Origin of the sequence: Herbaspirillum autotrophicum (assembly GCF_001189915.1) — a bacterium.
Lineage (GTDB): Bacteria > Pseudomonadota > Gammaproteobacteria > Burkholderiales > Burkholderiaceae_D > Herbaspirillum > Herbaspirillum autotrophicum.
Map to the genome: position 1 here is coordinate 25134 of NZ_LFLS01000021.1, position 16493 is coordinate 41626.

The following is a 16493-nucleotide window of genomic DNA, read 5'->3' on the forward strand; positions in this document are numbered from 1 at the left end:
CATCCTTCTACACCATGATTCCCAGCCTGCATCAACAAAGCGAAGACTTGCGCTGCGGTCGCAGCACTGCGCAAGAATTGACTGACCAGGCGCTGGCGCTGGCGGCGGCAGCCGATGGTGAAGGCGCCCGCGTCTTCACCCGGCTGTATGCCGACCGCGCCCGCGCCGCCGCCTGCGCTTCGGATGTCTTGCGCGACGCCGGTTTGACTCGCTCGCCGATTGACGGCCTGCCGGTATCGATCAAGGATTTGTTCGACGTCGCCGGCGAAACCACGCTGGCAGGTTCGGTCGCCTTGCGCGGCTATCCGGCGGCCACCGATAGCGCCGTAGTCGTCAAGCGCCTGATCGCGGCTGGTGCCGTGATCGTCGGTCGCACCAACATGACTGAATTCGCCTATTCCGGTCTCGGCATCAATCCGCACTACGGCACGCCGCGCAATCCATGGCAGCGTGATGTGGATGGCGGCCGCATTCCCGGTGGTTCTTCTTCCGGTGCGGCGATCTCGGTTACCGACGGCATGGCGGTAGCCGGCGTCGGCTCGGATACCGGGGGTTCGATCCGCATCCCGGCCGCCTTCTGCGGCATTACCGGTTTCAAGCCGACCGCGCGCCGGGTATCGATGCAAGGTGTGTTGCCGCTGTCGGAAAATCTCGACTCGATTGGCGCCATGGCGCCGACCGTACTGTGTTGCGCCATGGTGGATGCGGTGCTGGCCGGTGAGGAATTTGTGGCGCCGGTGGCGCATTCGCTGCACGGCCTGCGTCTGCTTTATCCGACCAATGTGGTGCGCGATGGCATGGATCACGAGGTGGCCGCCGCCATGCAGGCGGCCATCGCCAAGCTGACCGCCGCGGGTGCACTGGTGGTCGAACAGGAAGTACCGGCCTTCAGTCAACTCGCCACCATCAATGCCAAAGGCGGCTTCACCGCTGCCGAAGCATGGACCTGGCACCGCCAGCTGATTGCCGAGCGCAAGGAACACTATGACCAGCGCGTGGTATCGCGCATCATGCGCGGCAAGGATATCAGCGCCGCCGATCTGCTCGACGTCATCCACAACCGTCGCCGCTGGATCGCCGAAGTGGAACAGCAACTGGCCGGTTACGATGCACTGCTGATGCCGACCGTACCCATCGTCGCGCCCAAGATCGCCGATCTGCAAGCCAGCGACGACGCTTACTACGCTGCCAATGGCCTGATCCTGCGCAATCCAACCCTGATCAACTTCCTCGACGGTTGTGCCATTTCACTGCCCTGCCATGCTGCCGGCACGGCACCGGTTGGTTTGAGTCTGGCAGCCGCAGGCGGCAACGATCATCGTGTGTTGTCGATTGCGCTGGCACTGGAAACGCTACTGAAGTAACCGCTCGCCGGCAAGCGAATTCCATTGATGCAGGGGGGGGTGATTCTGAAGCCGATGCCCCCTGCTGCCTGCACGGCGGCACCCACTCGCCGTTGATTACTTGAGTAGCCAGGGCGAGTTGGCACCGAATGCCGACAACAGAAAATCGATCATCACCCGCACTTTTGCCGGTGGCGCACGATTAGCTGAGCGCAGTATATGAATGCCGCCAAGCTCGGCGCTCTCCACATCCAGCCTGAGCGGTACCAGATCACCACGACGAATGCCGTCGGCGACAATAAACGCTGGCTCATACAGCACGCCCAGACCGGATATGGCAGCAGCAACCAATGCATCACCATTGTTGGTACGCAAGCTGCCCTGAATTTTCACGCTGTGTTCTGCATTTTTTCCAAAACGCCATTCCGCTGGTCGCGAAATATTCGACAACGTGAAACTCAGGCAATTATGCGCCGACAGATCAGCCCAGGTTGCCGGACTGCCATGCGATGCCCAATATTCCGGCGCAGCACAGACGATCATCTCCGCATCAGCAAGTTTGCGCGCGACCAGACCGGTGTCTTTGAGTTTGCCGACGCGAATCGTCAAATCCCATCCCTCTTCCAGCAAATCGACGACCCGATCATTGAGTCCCAGATCGACCGTAACCAAGGGATGTAATCGGTTGAACTCCTTGAGTAGCGGTGCAATGTATTTGACGCCGAAAGAAAGCGGCGTATTGAGTCGCAGCAACCCTTGTGCCAATACCCGTTGCGACGCAATGGAAGCTTCCACTTCTTCCAGCTCGGGAAGCAATTTGAGGCAAGCGTCCAGATATTGCTGACCGGCTTCGGTCAGCGTCAGTTTGCGGGTACTGCGATGGAGCAACTTCACGCCCAGTCGTTGCTCAAGCGCGTCCACATGTTTTGCTGCCATCGCGGGCGACAAATCAAGCTGGCGCGCTGCTGCAGACAAACTTCCCGTCGCCGCAGAGCGGGCAAATATCTGCATTCCTGTGATTCTATCCAGCATGTCACTTCTCACTCCGAGTAAAAACTGAAGATGCAAAATTGGAGATTATCACCCAACAAGGAAAAGTCTATAGTTTTCTCTCTTCAACGGACAATCCTTTGGTATCGAGGGATATCAACATGAGAAAACATTTTTCTGTCGCCGCGCGTCTTCCACAACCCAACCGTCGACGCTTGCTGGCAGCGACCTCTTTGGCCGGCTTGGTTACGGCACTTCCGGCACCTGCATTCGGGGCCGGATCAGACGATGCCGCGCGCTGGACAAATGGCCTTATGCTTGATGCCGTGATGGATGAATCGGTCGCCAGCGGTCATATCGTCGGCGCGTCCGTTATCGTTGCCCACCGCGGCCGCACCGTTTACCGCAGAACCGCCGGCTGGTCAGACCGTGAGGCGCAGCGTCCGGTGGCAGAGAATGAATTGTTCCGGTTAGCCTCCATGACCAAACCTATCGTTTGCGTCGCAGCCCTCGCTCTGGTGGAGCAAGGACGATTGCATTTGGATGCGGCGGTTACCAACTGGCTGCCGGCGTTTCAGCCCAGGCTGGCAGACGGTCGCGCGCCGGTAATTACGCTACGGCATTTGCTGACGCATACCGCCGGTCTGGGATATGGATTTCTGGAGGCGCCCGACGGTCCTTATCATCGCCTCCAGATTTCTGACGGACTCGATATGTCAGGACTCACATTAGAACAAAATCTGCAGCGCATCGCTGCCGCGCCCTTGCTATTCGAACCCGGAACCAACTGGCATTACTCGGTTGCCATTGATGTACTTGGCGCAGTAATCGAGCGCGCTACCGGTCAATCGCTGCCGGCCGCAATACGTCGACTGGTAACGACACCGCTGGCGATGACACATACCGACTTCACGGCACCAGCGGATGCCATTCTGGCGACACCTTACGGTGATGCCGCAGCCGTTCCGGTGCGCATGACCGATCCTTTTTTTCTCAACTTCGGCAGCAGCGCCATCGCCTATTCGCCAGCGCGGATTTTCGACCCGTGCGCCTTTCCTTCTGGTGGCACCGGCATGTTTGGCAGCGCCGATGATTACCTCAAATTTATCGAGGCAATCCGCACCGGCGGCCAAGGCCTGTTGCGTCCCGAGACCGTGCAGTTAATGACATCTGACGCCATCAGCACGCTTGCCGTCAATGCCGCTGGTGCCGGCTACGGCTGGGGACTGGGGGTTGCGGTTGTTACCGATCCCAAGGCCGCAAAGATACCGTTACCTGCCGGCTCCTGGAATTGGTCTGGCGTATACGGCACCGGTTTTTGGGTCGATCCGGCCAATCAACTTTCAGTTGTGGCGCTGACCAATACTGCCGTTGCCGGGATAGTAGGAAATTTTCCTTTGGCATTGCGCAAAGCGGTCTACCACAATCAAACCACTCGATCAGGAGAATACTCATGAAAGCCTGCTTACTCCAATCCGGCGCAGGTATTGCCGGCCTCCATATGGCGGAACTTCTGGTCCGTAATCCGGAGCCGCACGAGATTCGTGTGCAAATGAAATCTGCGGCATTAAACAGTCGCGATCTCAGCTTTGCACGGGGTCAGTTTCCCAATCCGGCAGCGCATCCCATTGTGCCGCTGGCAGACGGTTACGGCGTGGTCATCGCGGCAGGCCAGGAGGTCAGCCGGTTTAAAACGGGAGACTGCGTTATCACCAGCTACTACCCGTTCTGGACAGATGGCGCAATTACCGCCGAAAAAACTGCCGGATCTTTTGGCGCTCAATTCAACGGTACTCTGGCAGAGGAAATCGTCGCCGACGCCAACCATTTTGTCATGGCACCTCGGGGATTGACTTCCGCTGCGGCAGCCACGTTGAGCTGCGCCGGACTGACCGCATGGAATGCGCTGTTCGTGGCCGGCAACGCACCACCTGGCGCCCGCGTGTTACTGCTGGGAACCGGCGGCGTTTCCACCTGGGCGCTGCAACTGGCCAAGGCGGCTGGCATGTACGCCATCGTTACCTCATCTCAGGATGAAAAACTGGAACGCTCGCGCGCCCTCGGCGCCGACGCCACGATCAATTACCGCAACCATCCTGATTGGCAAAACGAAGTACTTCGGATTACCGACGGCGCAGGTGTCGATCTGGTGGTGGAAGTCGGCGGCGAAGGCACGCTGGCGCGTTCTCTTAAATCGGCTGCGATCGGTGGCACGGTTGTCGTGGTGGGTCGCGTTACCGGCGGTGGCGCTGTCGCGATTGAACCCGGCATGCTGATCGGCGGTGCCAAACGCTTAACCGGCATTACTGCCGGCAGCCGGCAAATGCTGGAAGACCTGGTTCGCTTCGTCGACATCAATCGCATCAATCCTGTCATCGACAAAGTTTTCTCAATCGATCAAGCCAGGGCTGCCTATGAATATATGGCCACCAGCAAACATTTCGGCAAGATTGTTATTCAAATCAGCGCCTGACCTGCCTGATTCAACCAAAGGAAATCATCATGCGATTTATTTTTTGCCTCGCAGCAGCCACCCTGCTGGGTGCGGGCTGGACGGCACAGGCACAGCAGTTGCCGGTCAGGATCGGCGTGACATCAATACTCAGCGGACCAATGGCCGAGCGCGGACAGAGCGAGCAATATGGCATCGAACTCGCGCTGCAGCAAATCAATCAGGCTGGCGGCGTATTGCATCGTCCGGTGCAGGCCCACTATATCGACAATGCGGCGAATACCGATAGCGGCGTCAGTGCCATCGAACGCCTGATCGACAGCGAACATGTATCGGTCGTCATTGGCGCATTGGCAACACCGGTGACGCGCGCCATCATGCCAATCGCAGAGGTAAAACGGGTGCCGTTGGTGGTCGCGGTTTCTGCCGGCGACGAGTTCGTCGATGCTGCCGGCGCAGGCGGTTATCGCTATACGTTTAAACCCAGCCCGTCCAATTCGGATGTGGCGCGGGCGTTAATGCACTGGCTCACAGAACATGGCACGAAAAGTATTGGCATCGTCAGCGACGACCTTATCTTTAACCGGGAAAATGCAATTGCCATGAACAACGCCGCCGTCGCATCGGGTATTGCGGTGACGATGAATGAAACGATGGCGGCTGCCGCAACTGATTTTTCCGGCTTCCTGACACAAGCAAAAGCGGTCCGCCCGGACCAGATCGTCGTCTTGCTGGGGCCGTCAAGTGCCGCATTTTTTCGCGCCTATGAAAAGGCTGATATCGACATTGCTCTGACGGGACGTTTTGATTACGCACTGGCACAGCGCAGTTTGTCGCAGCACTTCCTGAACAGCGGCAAGCTGGACAGATCAAGCAGCGTGACCGCCTTCTTCGCCGGCAGTCCAAACGTCGAGACACAAAAATTCGTCTCCGCCTATCAAAGTAAATATGGATCAACGCCAAACCAACGAGCGGCGTTTGCGTTCGAATCCACATACTTGATAGTCGATGCCATTCGCCGCGCCGGTACCGATGCACCGGAAGCTATCCGCGCTGCATTGCAAACATCGGATATGCGCTCCATACTGGGCAAGACCTTCGAGATGGATCAGCATAATCATGCTCACATTTCCATACCCATTATCGGATTGAGAAACGGTGCAGTTAACCTGCTCAGCAATCAACATTGAGGCAATTCCGATTTCAATCTGATCACCATGAAAATGCAGCAAGAAAGCAAAAAATCATGAAAGTACTCATTCTCGGATCGACCGGCCTGGTTGGAAAACACGTCATGCAACGTGCGTTGGCGGACGACCGGATCACTGAAATCATTGCGCCGACGCGGCGCCAACTGGCGCCACATCCCAAACTGTTCAATCCGGTTGCAGCTGACCTTGCCGACTTGCTACCCGCTGCTGCCGATTGGGTGGTCGATGCCGTGATATGCGCAATGGGCACGACGATTGGAAAAGCCGGTTCAAAAGAAGCATTTCGTCATGTCGACTATGTGCTGCCAATTGCATTCTCGACACTGGCGCACCGGACTGGCGCCGACACAATCGCGCTGGTGTCCTCGCCAGGAGCCTCGTTGTCGATACCCTTGTTTTATTGCCGCGTCAAAGGCGAGGCCGAGAGAGACATGCAAGGAATTGGCTTCAAATCAGTGACGATAGTGCGGCCGGGAATGATTGGCGGTCATCGTCAAGAATTCAGACTTGCGGAGCGGGTGATCATGCCTCTGGCAAGCTTGCTTCGCCCTTTGCTGCCCAAGCCGCTCAGGATCAACCCGGCGATCAATATTGCCGACGTGCTGATCGAAGCCGCGGTGACCGCAAAGAATGGAGTCCGCCTTGTTACCTCCAGAGAGTTGATTTGACCCATCAGCATTTTTTGTATTCTTTCTGGATTTTTTTTGCCAACTCCAGAAAATTGCGTTCAACCGGTAAACCACCGCTCTCCCTGCTGACCAGCGTGATCGGCGCCACCAACGCCGGTTTTGCATCGCGCATGCGGCAATAGACGACACTATCACGATGGAAATTTTTCATCGATGCCGGCACCACCGAGATGCCCACACCTGCCGCCACCAGACTGATATTGGTCAGCATGCGCTCGACCTCCAGGGTAATCCGGGGCGTGAAACCGGCATGTTCACAGGCATCGATCAGATTGGAATACATACCGGGCGCGCCGTGTCGGCGGACCAGAATGAATTGTTCTTGCGCCAGTGATTTGATCGATAGCACCGGCATCTCACCCGTCATTTTCTTGGGCAACAACGCATGGCCAACCGGCACAATCAACAGCATTTCTTCATCCAGCAAATGCTGAAAGCAGATCCCGCGCGGCTGGCTGACCGGCGAACGAAGAAATCCGATATTCACTTTGCCATCCTCGATCCATTCGGTGAGTTCAGCAGCATTCCCCTCGCGCAAGTCCAGTTGCACGTTCGGATAAGCATGGCGATAAGCCCTGATAATGGCGGGAATCATTGCATGAGCAGCAGCGGAGCTGGTAAAGCCCACCGAAATGGAGCCCTCAAATCCTTGGGCGGCGCGGGACGCCTTCAACGCCGCAGTCTCCACCCGATCCAGAATCGCTTTCGCCTCCTGCAAAAAAACCGCGCCGCCAGCAGTCAGATCAGCACCTTTGGGATGACGCCGAAACAGATCAAACCCCAGTTCCTTTTCGAGCATCCGGATTTGATGGCTGAGTGGCGGTTGCTGCATGTTCAGGCGTTCAGCGGCGCGCGTGAAATGCTGCTCTTCTGCGACGACCAAAAAATACCGCAAATGTCTCAACTCCATATCGGCCTTTCATCTATTTAAAGTTTCAAGAATTATAAGTCGATATTTTTCATATCTACACAATTGCCTCGCCCCCGCCCTCTTCGATAATGCAATTGGGGATTCCACGTAAGCCCCGGCAACTGTGAAGCAAGTACACTGTGCGTACCGGCAGATAAAATACATCACAAAAATACGCAGCATAGCCATTGCTCAAGGAGACCCTCTGCTCACCCGTTTCACAGGCCGTCAAACGGCTGTTCCGCTGTACCAGAATTCGGTAGTACAAATGCTGGCGGCAATTGCCGCCGGTATCGCGCTGGGACATGCCGATCCGTCGCTGGCGCTCAAGATGAAGCCATTGAGCGACGGCTTCGTGCGCCTGATCGGCATGCTGGTCGGGGTGATCGTGTTTATGCTGGTGGTATCGGGCATCGCCGGCATGCAAGACAAAATGCGGGCAGCCAAAGTCGGCGGCAAAGCGATTCTGTATTTTGAAGTCATGACCTTGCTGTCACTGACCTGTGGTTTGCTGGCAGCGCACCTGTTGCAACCCGGAATCGGTTTTCATCTGGCCCCCTCTTCTGCCACCTCGGCCCCACTCGCGGTCACTACCGTGCCGGATACTGCCTTGGCGGCGGGCGCAGGTGTTGCCGGCTTTCTGTTCAACATGATTCCCGATACCGTGACAGCGGCCTTCATGCACAACAACAGCCTGCAGATTCTGTTGCTGGCGGTATTGTCGGGCGTAGCGCTGTCGCGCATGGGCGAGCGCGGACGCAGCTTGCTGCAACTGCTGGAAGACCTGCTCGCGATTCTGTTCGGGATGATCAGTCTGATCTTGAAAGTGGCGCCGCTCGCGGCCTTCGGCGCCATGGCGTTTACCATCGGCAAATACGGCGTCGGCTCGGTTTTGCCGTTATTGCACTTTGTCGCCGCGATCTATCTGGCCAGTCTGGTCTTCATCCTCGTGGTGCTGGGCCTGATTGCCGCCAGTGCCGGCGTGAATATACTGCGCCTGATTGCGTTTATCAAAACCGAATTGCTGCTGGTATTCTTTACCACTTCTTCAATGGCTGCCCTGCCCGGCCTGACTGAAAAAATGGAGCAGCTCGGTTGCGCCAAACCGGTCGTGCGACTGGTGCTGCCGACCGGCTATACCTTCAATCTGAATGGCAGCAATCTGTATATCGCGATGGCAGCCATGTTTCTGGCGCAGGCCACCGGTATCGAATTGAGCTTGTGGCAGCAACTGTCGCTGCTGGCAATTGCCATGCTGACTTCGAAGGGCGCAACCAGCGTCACCGGCTCCAGCTTCATTGCGCTGGCGGCGACATTGACAACATTTCAATTGATTCCGGTCACCGGCATCGTACTGTTGCTGGGCGTCGAACGCCTGATGAAATGCCGCTCACTGAGCAATGTGATTGGCAATTGCGTTGCCTGTCTGGTGATCAGCGCCTGGGACCGGGCACTGGACCGCGACATGCTACGCCAAACACTGTCGGCGACTAAGCCGCCGGTAACGCCGTGAGCAATTGCAGCAAGCGCTGCCCGAGAATTTCCGGGCGACCGCGAAATAATCTCTGCAGCCGTTCCGGCTCTGCCAGTTCGCGATACAGCGCCGCGCGCGCCGAATAATCGTCAGCCAGACGCACCGCCGCCGCCACGTACTCTTCCACGCTGGCGGCGATGCACCAGTCGGGCAATCCCAGCCGCCGGAACAAGCCTTCGTCGATATGTTCGAACACTTCCCGGCCGGTTTTGCATACGCCGGGAATCCCCGCCGTGACGGCATCGATGATGCCATTGGTATTGCCGAACGGGAACGGACTGAGAAACATGTCGCACTGGCTGAAAATCGACAGATATTCCTGATACGGCTGATGCTGATATACCGCTGCCTGCGGCAGATAGCGCTGTATCAGCCGCCGTACCTGGGGATAAATCAAGCCCTGTGCCTGGCCGATCAAGAAATGAAAATGCAGCTGACGCGAGGATTGGCGGGCGATGGTCTGGCATGCCGCCAGAAAGCCGGGATTGAGTTTCATGGTAGTGGCCGCCACCGCCACATGCACCAGCGGCCGCTCTGATCGCGGTTGTGGTGCCAGCGTTACCGCCAGCGCGGACGGACGATATGGCTGCCCGTCTTTCGGCAGCAATAACAACTTCTCGCTGAAACAGGCCGGATCGCCGACGAAATCTTCTTCGACGCTGATGTAATCGATGGCGCTGGCATGGGTGGTGGCCGGATGACCGAGCGCCGCCACCTGCAACCGCGCCAGCCTGAGATTGGCGGCAAACATGGTGATCGGAAACATGCCGACGCTGGGCATGTAAAACACCTCGGGTCGCCACGCTTCGGCTACCGCATGCAACTGGCGCAGGCAGGCGATCATGTCATCGGGGGCCGCGAATTCGATCACTTCATCGAACACTGCCCGTCCCGGATCGTCGACGTTATTGGCATAGGCAATTGCCACCAGATGGAAATGCTGGCGCGCCGCCTCCAGGGTTTTCGAGTGCGTACGGTAAATCGAGTGGGCACCGGAAAACCATTCCAGCAAGACCAGCATCACCGGTTTGCCGCCCTGCCGGTGCGCCACCGCTGCCGGAGCAATAGCGCGGATATCGAGCGCCGCCAGCTTGTTCCGGATCAAGCGGTTGATCGGGCGCTTGATATCGTGGCGCCCCGGCAAATCGGCATAGCTGCAATGCATGTAGACATCGTGCAAGATGGCGAGCGGCAAGCTGTCCAGCGAGTCGATTTGTTCCAGCTGCGCCGGCAGCCACGCCAGCAAGGCTTCGCGTTTCGAATGCGCGGCCACCGAACCGAGAAAGCGCGGCGACAGCAAGGCCATGAACAAGGCCGCTGCCAGCTGACGGTTTTGTTGCCACAGCATGGCGGCATCCAGCGGCTGTTCGGATTCCGGCGAATACAAGATGCAGAACTTGATCAGATCCAGTTCGGTAACCTGAAACGCGCTGGCGTCCGGGCCGAGGAAATTGAGCGAGCTCAGGATATGGTCGGCGTTGACGAAGGGACTGGCAGCAAACAGCGCCGACAACCAGCGTTGAAAATTGATCAGTTGGCCGAAGCCATCGGGCGTGATGTGAAAGCCGGGATCGGAGAACAACGCCGAAATGGCACTGGCAACCCGGGTCAACACATGTTGATTCATTTGCTCAGCCGGAATCGAGGCGGATGCCGTGAGGACGAAACGCTCGTTGAGCTTGCCGTAATTCCTGTCGATCAGCAGCAACAGCTTGAGCAGTTGCCGGGCAGCTGCTTCGTGTTGCCTGGAATAGCAAAGGTACTCGAATTTTTCCAGCGAAAAAATATCTTCTGTCATGGTGTGCGGACGGCGGCTCGGCAAACTCGGAAATGCGCCTGCCTGCGCAGGCGCCGCTGGCGACTATTAAACCGCATTTATCGCCGTTGCGGTCAGCTTGATTACTGCCCCAGACGGGAAAAGCTGCGGTCCAGATTTTCCGCTGCCCGTGCTTGCTTCTGTTGCTGCAGCGCCAGCCAGCCGGCATCCTGCTTCAGTTTGTCTTTCTCCACGGCCAGCATGCGCAGCACTTCACTGCGTTGCGGTCCGCCCAGCCCCTTGCTCGATGCCAGCATGTTCTGCGCCGTCAGCGACGTTTTGTATTCTTCTGCCGTCAACGGAAAGCGCGGGCGATCAAAGTTGAATTTCTTGACCGCTTCAGCATAAATCGATTGCACCACGTCAAAAGGAATGGCGGCCGGCTTCAGCTTGTTGGCCCGGCCGTAGCTGACCAGGTCCGACGCAAAATGATGGCCGATGCGGAATGGCACATCGGCGTCGCGCTGCAGGATATCTGCCAGTTCGGTGGTGGTCGAATAGTCGGCATCCACCTCTTGCAAGGCGCGCTCTTTGTCGATCACCAGATTGTCCAGCAGATCGGCCATGCGCAGGAATGCCGACGTGGTCATGTCGAGCGTTTTCTCGACCTGATCGCGTTTATAGTCGGGCATGCCGGGCGACACGTTATGTGCTTCCAGCAAAAAGGTCATGGCGCCGCCGACGATATCGCTGGCCTGCAAACGCAACAGATTCAGGCCATAGGGATTGCGCTTTTGCGGCATGATGCTGCTGGTGCCGGTGAGCCGCCCTTCCTGAATCATGATCCACGGATAAGGCTGGTGATATTGGGTATGCATATCCTGCACCAGAATCCCCATCGTCAATGCGGCATTGCTGCACACACCCGACAATTCCACACCCTGATCGAGCGCACCCAGTTGTGCCGCGTCATAGGAGTTTTCCAGCGGTCCGTCAAAGCCCAGCAACTCGGCCAGACGCTGGCGATCAATCGGAAAACTCGACGTCCCCAGCGCACCAGATCCCAGCGGACTCAAATTGAGCCGGGCATAGGCTTCACGCAGGCGGGCACTGTCGCGGCCGAAGGCCGAGGCAAACGCCAGCAGATAATGCGCATAGGTAGTCGGTTGTGCCTGCACGCCATTGGTATAGGCCGGTACGATGGTGTCCAGATTCTTTTCCGCCAATGCCAGGAAACCGGCTTTGGAACGGTTCATGGCATCCATCAGCTGCAATACGCGCTCGCGTTGCATGAGACGACGCGTGGTCGACAAGATATCCTGCCGGCTGCGGCCGGAATGCATGCGCGAGCCGTCGGGTCCGGCCAGCGCCAGAATCAGCGGTTCATACTGCAAATAATCGGCCGGCCGTTTGGCTCCCGGCTGATCGCCGTCACGGATCACCTGCGCCACTGCCGACACGATTTTCTTCCCCAGGTCCGGCGGCACAATGCCGGTTTCTATCACCATCACGGTAGAAGCCTTGTTCATCTCCCCCAGATAATAGAAATTGTCATGCGCCGCCGCCGGCTTGTCTGCCGCTGCCGCTTGCAGCGAGAGCGCCAGTAATGGCAACAGCGCCAGTCTGGCAACACGCCGCGCAAAAACTGGTCGGGAAGAGAGAAGTAAATTATCGCGCGTCATTGTCTTGGCCTTGAGTGGACTGGTTGTTCATGGTGTCATCGCGTATCGTCGCCGGCGCTGCCGCCAGCGACATATCGATACTGAATTTTCCGGCGCGCTCATCGACCGGACTGAACTCGTTGCCGCTGGTGACCGGCATGATCCAGCTGCCATCGGTCTGATTCGATTGCAATGAGGCGGTCACGGATGCCGTCGCCGGATTGGTCAACAGATTGCTGATCAGCGAACCGAAATTCTTGATCACCATGCCGTTGCCGGTGGCGGCAATCGTCGTGGCGTCCGCCGCCTGCGCAAATACGGTGCCGTTCGGGGCGGTGGCGGTAATGAACAGCACGCCATCCACCACCAGCAGGTTATTGGTGCCGCCATTAAAGCGCACGCCGTAACTGCCGCGACTGTCGGCGGTGAGCTTCAGGTTGCCGCTGCCACCGGTACTGATAGTGTTGTAAGCGCCGGTACTGCTGCCGATGATGGCAATCGCCTCACCGCTGCCGGCGGTAGTGGCGACGATCTCGATATCGCCGCTGCCGGACAGGATCTTGACGCCGTTGCCGGCACCTGAAGCGCTGCTGCGCAGCGAAATCGCGGGCGCGGCCGAAGCGCTGCCGCTCACGCCATTCATCAGCAGTTTTCCGGTACGGGTGAAGATGGTGGCGGCGCTGTTGTTGTTGGACGGATAGATACTGATGCCGCTGGCATAGCCCGAGGTTCCGTTGAGACTGACGCTGCCGCTGCCGGTCGCGCCAATCGTATTGATGCCGGTCTGGATGCCGATGCCGTTACCGTAGACGCTGCTGCCGGTCATGGCGAGATTGCCATTCTCGACGCTGATCAGCGCATTGCCGCCGCCATACAGACTGATGCCATTACCCTGATCCGCCGCATTGCCGGTCAGCGTGACATTACCGTTGCCGGTGGTGGTGATTTTGTTGGTGACACTGAGAATCGCAATGCCGTGATCCAGTTCGCCGGCGTTCGGAGAATGGAAATTGCCATTGAGCGTGATGTTGCCACCCTGCGAAGCGATATTGTTGACGGAGCCGATACTGAACGCATTGCCGCCCAGCGCAATTGCATCCGAGGTGCCGACCGAGTCACCGTTGAACGTGATATTGCCGCTGCCGGTCGTGACATTGACGCCGATGGCATTGCCGGTGGAGTTGAGAAAAATGCCATAGCCGCCGAAACTGCTGGTGCTGTTGCCATTGACCGTGATGTCACCGCTGCCGGTGGCAATATTGATCACGGCGCCGGCGGCCGAGGGGGCGATGTCCACACCACGTCCGGAGTAGCTGGTGCCAGACAGGGTAATCGCGCCGGTGGTGGTGCCCAGATTGATCGCCGCATACTGGCCGCCGGCATCCAGCGAAATTGCCTTGAATGAACCGGTGGCGGTGTTGACGACGCTGTTATTGCCGTTGAGCGTCAGATTGCCGGCGGTGCTGGTGACATTGATCTTCGAGCCTGCCGTGCTGGTGCTGCCATTGCCTGAACTGATCAGCGCCAGCGCCGGCGTGGTACCACCGGAAGTATTGCCGCTCAGTGTGACATTGCCAGCCGAGGCCACGGTGATGACCGCCCCCGCGCCGGTTGCATTGAGAATGGTGCCGTAACTGCCGCTGCTGCTGCCGGCCAGCGTCACCGCCCCGCCGGCGCTGGCGTTCACGATGATCGCGCCATTGCCCGACGCTGCCAGATACAAGCCGCGTCCGCTGCCGGCAAAGCCATTGGTATTCGCCTGCAACGTCAGATTGCCGCTGCCGGCACTGATGGTTTGGGTCGAGGTGTTGGCGGTGGAACAGACCAGAATGCCGAAGCCGGAGGTGGCGTTGCCGCTGACCGTCAGATTGCCGCTGCCGCTGGCGGCGATGGTGTTGTTGGTACTGTAGATGCGGGTGCCGTTGCCGCTGCCCAGATTGCGGCTGTCGATATTGATCGACCCGGCGCCGTTGGTGACAATCCGGCTGCCGCCGGTAAGAATGAAAGCATCGCCGGTGCCGGTGCTGCTGGCCTGATCGGCGATGATGGTGATGTTGCCGCCGCCGGCATCAATCGCCGAGGCACTGCTGATCTGCACGCCGCTGCTGTTGGAATTGCCGGCACTGGCAGCCACCGCACCGCGGATGGTGACATTGCCGCCACCGCTGCTGAGCACCGAACCGTTACTCAGCGAGACCCCGGCCGTACTGTTCAGAATCGTACTGGCCGCGCCACTGCTCTGGTCAAGGCCGCCGCCGATGGTGATGGCGCCGCCATTGGTGGTGATGGTGCCATTGCTGAGCGCGACCGAACCATTGCCGCTGTTGTTGTAGTTGGAATAGAGAGAGATGTTGAGGGTCTTGCCGCTGGCGTTGGAAATACTGTGATTGGTCATCACGATATTGCGGTGCGCCTGCAAGGTCAGTGACGCATTGCCAATCCCCTTGATATCGTCGAGCACGTTGATATCGCCGGAGGTGCCACCCGCCGAGGTGGTGTACACGATGACATTTGCACCTTCCGACAAGGAACTGTTCAAGGTCGCCGAACTGAGGTTGGAGCTGGCCGACCCGGCCGAGGTAAACGGATTGCCGGTGGTCGCACCGGAGGCATTGGCGGCACTGGTGATGTTGATATTGTAGGGATCAATCAGCCAGGTTCCCCCCTTGCCCGAAGCGGCGCTCAGATTGACCGATCCCATCACTTCCAGATCGTGACCCGAGGTTTCCACCAATCCGCCACTGCCAGTCTGACCGCCGCCCAGCACCGTGATGTCGCCGTAAAAACGGGTACTTTCTGTCGACCACAAAATCACCTTGCCACCGTTGCCGCTGCGCAGTGCGTCGGCATGGATGCGGGCGTCGCTGCCCATATACACGGCCTTGGCCTGCTGCTCGCTGCCGCTGCCCTGAAAATTGCCGCCGACCAATACCGTACCACCGCCGACATCGCCGCTGGCGTCAATACGGGTGCCGTCGAACAGACCGACATACTCACCCAGCAGCTTGACGCTGCCGCCGCTTTCCCCTGTGCCGCGCCCGGACACATTGAGCGTGCCGTTGACGGCCACCCCCCCGGAATCGCCGCCGCTGAGCAGGATTGCGCCATTCCGGTGTTGCAAACTGGTGGCTTCGATCACGCCCTCGTTATTGACCACCGCCGACAACATGGCATCGCTGGCTTGCGCCGACAGTACCACCATGCCGCCATTGGCTTGCAACAGGCCCTGATTGATGACACTGGCATTGAGGGATTTGTCCCTGACTTCCATATTGATCAGACCGTCGCCGTTGAAATCGAGCGTGATCTTTTCACCCGCGCCCAGCATCACCGAACCGAGCCGCGCCACGATAGTGCCTTCGTTGCGCACCTGATTGCCGAGCAAGGCCACATAGCCGCCATCGCTGGCCGTGATCTGCCCCTGGTTGACGACCGCACCGCTGGCGCCGTTGAGCTGAAAGGTGTTGTCGCCGGCCATGAAACCGGCATCCGTCATGTTCAGCGTGCTGGCGACCAGTCCGCCGACATTGACGGCCGACCCGGCGCCAAACAAAATGCCGGACGGGTTGATCAGGTACACCTGACCGTTGGCATTGAGTTGCCCCATGATTTGCGAGGCATCGCTGGATGTGACCCGGTTCAAGGCCACGGACGACGATGACGGCTGCAGGAAATTGACTTGCGCGGCACTGCCGATATTGAAGGTATTCCAGGTTGCCACCATGCGGTCACTGTTTTGCGTGACATTCATCACGTTGCCGCTCTGGCTGATGCTGCCGCTGCCGGCGCTGATCTGGCCATTGGTCGGCAAGGCACCGGCATCCAAGGCGCAGGCCGGCATCACCTGCATACCGCACCACGCGGAAAGAATCGCGATGCTGAGCGGCTTCAGCGGGCTCAAGGCCAGCTTCGCTTGGGTGCTACGTCGCTGAAAGTGGTTCATGCCG

General features: G+C 58.5%; 11 protein-coding genes and 1 pseudogene. 6 read left to right on the forward strand and 6 right to left on the reverse strand.

Annotated features, from left to right (window positions below; all coding sequences use genetic code 11):
- The first annotated feature begins 14 nt into the window (after positions 1-14).
- Positions 15-1364, forward strand: a complete 1350-nt coding sequence (locus AKL27_RS16545; RefSeq protein WP_050463961.1) for an amidase — start codon at positions 15-17, stop codon at positions 1362-1364.
- Between the two features lie 96 nt (positions 1365-1460).
- Here AKL27_RS16545 and AKL27_RS16550 read toward each other — a convergent pair whose 3' ends face one another.
- A complete protein-coding gene (locus tag AKL27_RS16550; RefSeq protein ID WP_050463962.1) occupies positions 1461-2375 on the reverse strand; it encodes a LysR family transcriptional regulator in 915 nt (304 codons plus the stop codon).
- 200 nt (positions 2376-2575) lie between these two features.
- On the opposite strand from AKL27_RS16550, the gene AKL27_RS16555 reads away from it, so the two are divergent.
- Genes AKL27_RS16555 through AKL27_RS16570 form a run of 4 tightly spaced genes read left to right on the forward strand, consistent with a single transcriptional unit; the run spans position 2576 to position 6664 of the window.
- On the forward strand, positions 2576-3790 hold the full coding sequence (locus AKL27_RS16555; RefSeq protein WP_408609776.1) for a serine hydrolase domain-containing protein: 1215 nt from the start codon (positions 2576-2578) through the stop codon (positions 3788-3790).
- On the forward strand, positions 3787-4806 hold the full coding sequence (locus tag AKL27_RS16560) for a zinc-dependent alcohol dehydrogenase family protein (RefSeq protein ID WP_050463964.1): 1020 nt from the start codon (positions 3787-3789) through the stop codon (positions 4804-4806). Before AKL27_RS16555 ends, AKL27_RS16560 begins: the two co-directional genes overlap by 4 nt.
- A gap of 29 nt (positions 4807-4835) precedes the next feature.
- Positions 4836-5975, forward strand: a complete 1140-nt coding sequence (locus AKL27_RS16565; protein ID WP_050463965.1) for an ABC transporter substrate-binding protein — start codon at positions 4836-4838, stop codon at positions 5973-5975.
- Positions 5976-6031: 56 nt separating this feature from the next.
- On the forward strand, positions 6032-6664 hold the full coding sequence (locus tag AKL27_RS16570) for a Rossmann-fold NAD(P)-binding domain-containing protein (protein WP_050463966.1): 633 nt from the start codon (positions 6032-6034) through the stop codon (positions 6662-6664).
- Between the two features lie 4 nt (positions 6665-6668).
- Here AKL27_RS16570 and AKL27_RS16575 read toward each other — a convergent pair whose 3' ends face one another.
- Positions 6669-7280: a LysR substrate-binding domain-containing protein gene (locus AKL27_RS16575; protein ID WP_232311016.1), complete on the reverse strand. Its 612-nt coding sequence runs from the start codon at positions 7278-7280 to the stop codon at positions 6669-6671.
- Positions 7281-7472: 192 nt separating this feature from the next.
- Positions 7473-7595: pseudogene (locus tag AKL27_RS28470) on the reverse strand (LysR family transcriptional regulator); the annotation flags it as partial.
- Positions 7596-7863: 268 nt separating this feature from the next.
- Between AKL27_RS28470 and AKL27_RS16580 the strand changes: the two are divergent.
- Positions 7864-9108 (forward strand): cation:dicarboxylate symporter family transporter, encoded by a 1245-nt coding sequence (locus AKL27_RS16580; RefSeq protein ID WP_050463968.1) that lies wholly within the window; start codon positions 7864-7866, stop codon positions 9106-9108.
- On the opposite strand, the gene AKL27_RS16585 is transcribed toward AKL27_RS16580, so the two are convergent.
- The 3 genes from AKL27_RS16585 to AKL27_RS16595 all read right to left on the reverse strand — a co-directional run bounded on the left by AKL27_RS16585 (position 9086) and on the right by AKL27_RS16595 (position 16489).
- Entirely contained in the window at positions 9086-10927 is a 1842-nt protein-coding gene (locus tag AKL27_RS16585) for a peptide transporter (protein WP_050463969.1), read from the reverse strand. The genes AKL27_RS16580 and AKL27_RS16585 overlap by 23 nt on opposite strands.
- Before the next feature lie 101 nt (positions 10928-11028).
- Positions 11029-12567 (reverse strand): argininosuccinate lyase, encoded by a 1539-nt coding sequence (locus AKL27_RS16590; protein ID WP_083439110.1) that lies wholly within the window; start codon positions 12565-12567, stop codon positions 11029-11031.
- A complete protein-coding gene (locus AKL27_RS16595; protein WP_083439111.1) occupies positions 12554-16489 on the reverse strand; it encodes a beta strand repeat-containing protein in 3936 nt (1311 codons plus the stop codon). The genes AKL27_RS16590 and AKL27_RS16595 overlap by 14 nt, the downstream gene beginning before the upstream one ends.
- Positions 16490-16493 lie beyond the last annotated feature (4 nt).

What these genes read in the sequence shown, in the direction of transcription:
- AKL27_RS16565 (WP_050463965.1), top strand. Translation starts at nt 4,836, where the DNA reads ATGCGATTTATTTTTTGCCTCGCAGCAGCCACCCTGCTGGGTGCGGGC.
- AKL27_RS16595 (WP_083439111.1), bottom strand. Translation starts at nt 16,489, where the DNA reads ATGAACCACTTTCAGCGACGTAGCACCCAAGCGAAGCTGGCCTTGAGC.
- AKL27_RS16560 (WP_050463964.1), top strand. Translation starts at nt 3,787, where the DNA reads ATGAAAGCCTGCTTACTCCAATCCGGCGCAGGTATTGCCGGCCTCCAT.
- AKL27_RS16575 (WP_232311016.1), bottom strand. Translation starts at nt 7,280, where the DNA reads ATGATTCCCGCCATTATCAGGGCTTATCGCCATGCTTATCCGAACGTG.
- AKL27_RS16585 (WP_050463969.1), bottom strand. Translation starts at nt 10,927, where the DNA reads ATGACAGAAGATATTTTTTCGCTGGAAAAATTCGAGTACCTTTGCTAT.
- AKL27_RS16545 (WP_050463961.1), top strand. Translation starts at nt 15, where the DNA reads ATGATTCCCAGCCTGCATCAACAAAGCGAAGACTTGCGCTGCGGTCGC.
- AKL27_RS16580 (WP_050463968.1), top strand. Translation starts at nt 7,864, where the DNA reads ATGCTGGCGGCAATTGCCGCCGGTATCGCGCTGGGACATGCCGATCCG.
- AKL27_RS16590 (WP_083439110.1), bottom strand. Translation starts at nt 12,567, where the DNA reads ATGACGCGCGATAATTTACTTCTCTCTTCCCGACCAGTTTTTGCGCGG.
- AKL27_RS16550 (WP_050463962.1), bottom strand. Translation starts at nt 2,375, where the DNA reads ATGCTGGATAGAATCACAGGAATGCAGATATTTGCCCGCTCTGCGGCG.
- AKL27_RS16570 (WP_050463966.1), top strand. Translation starts at nt 6,032, where the DNA reads ATGAAAGTACTCATTCTCGGATCGACCGGCCTGGTTGGAAAACACGTC.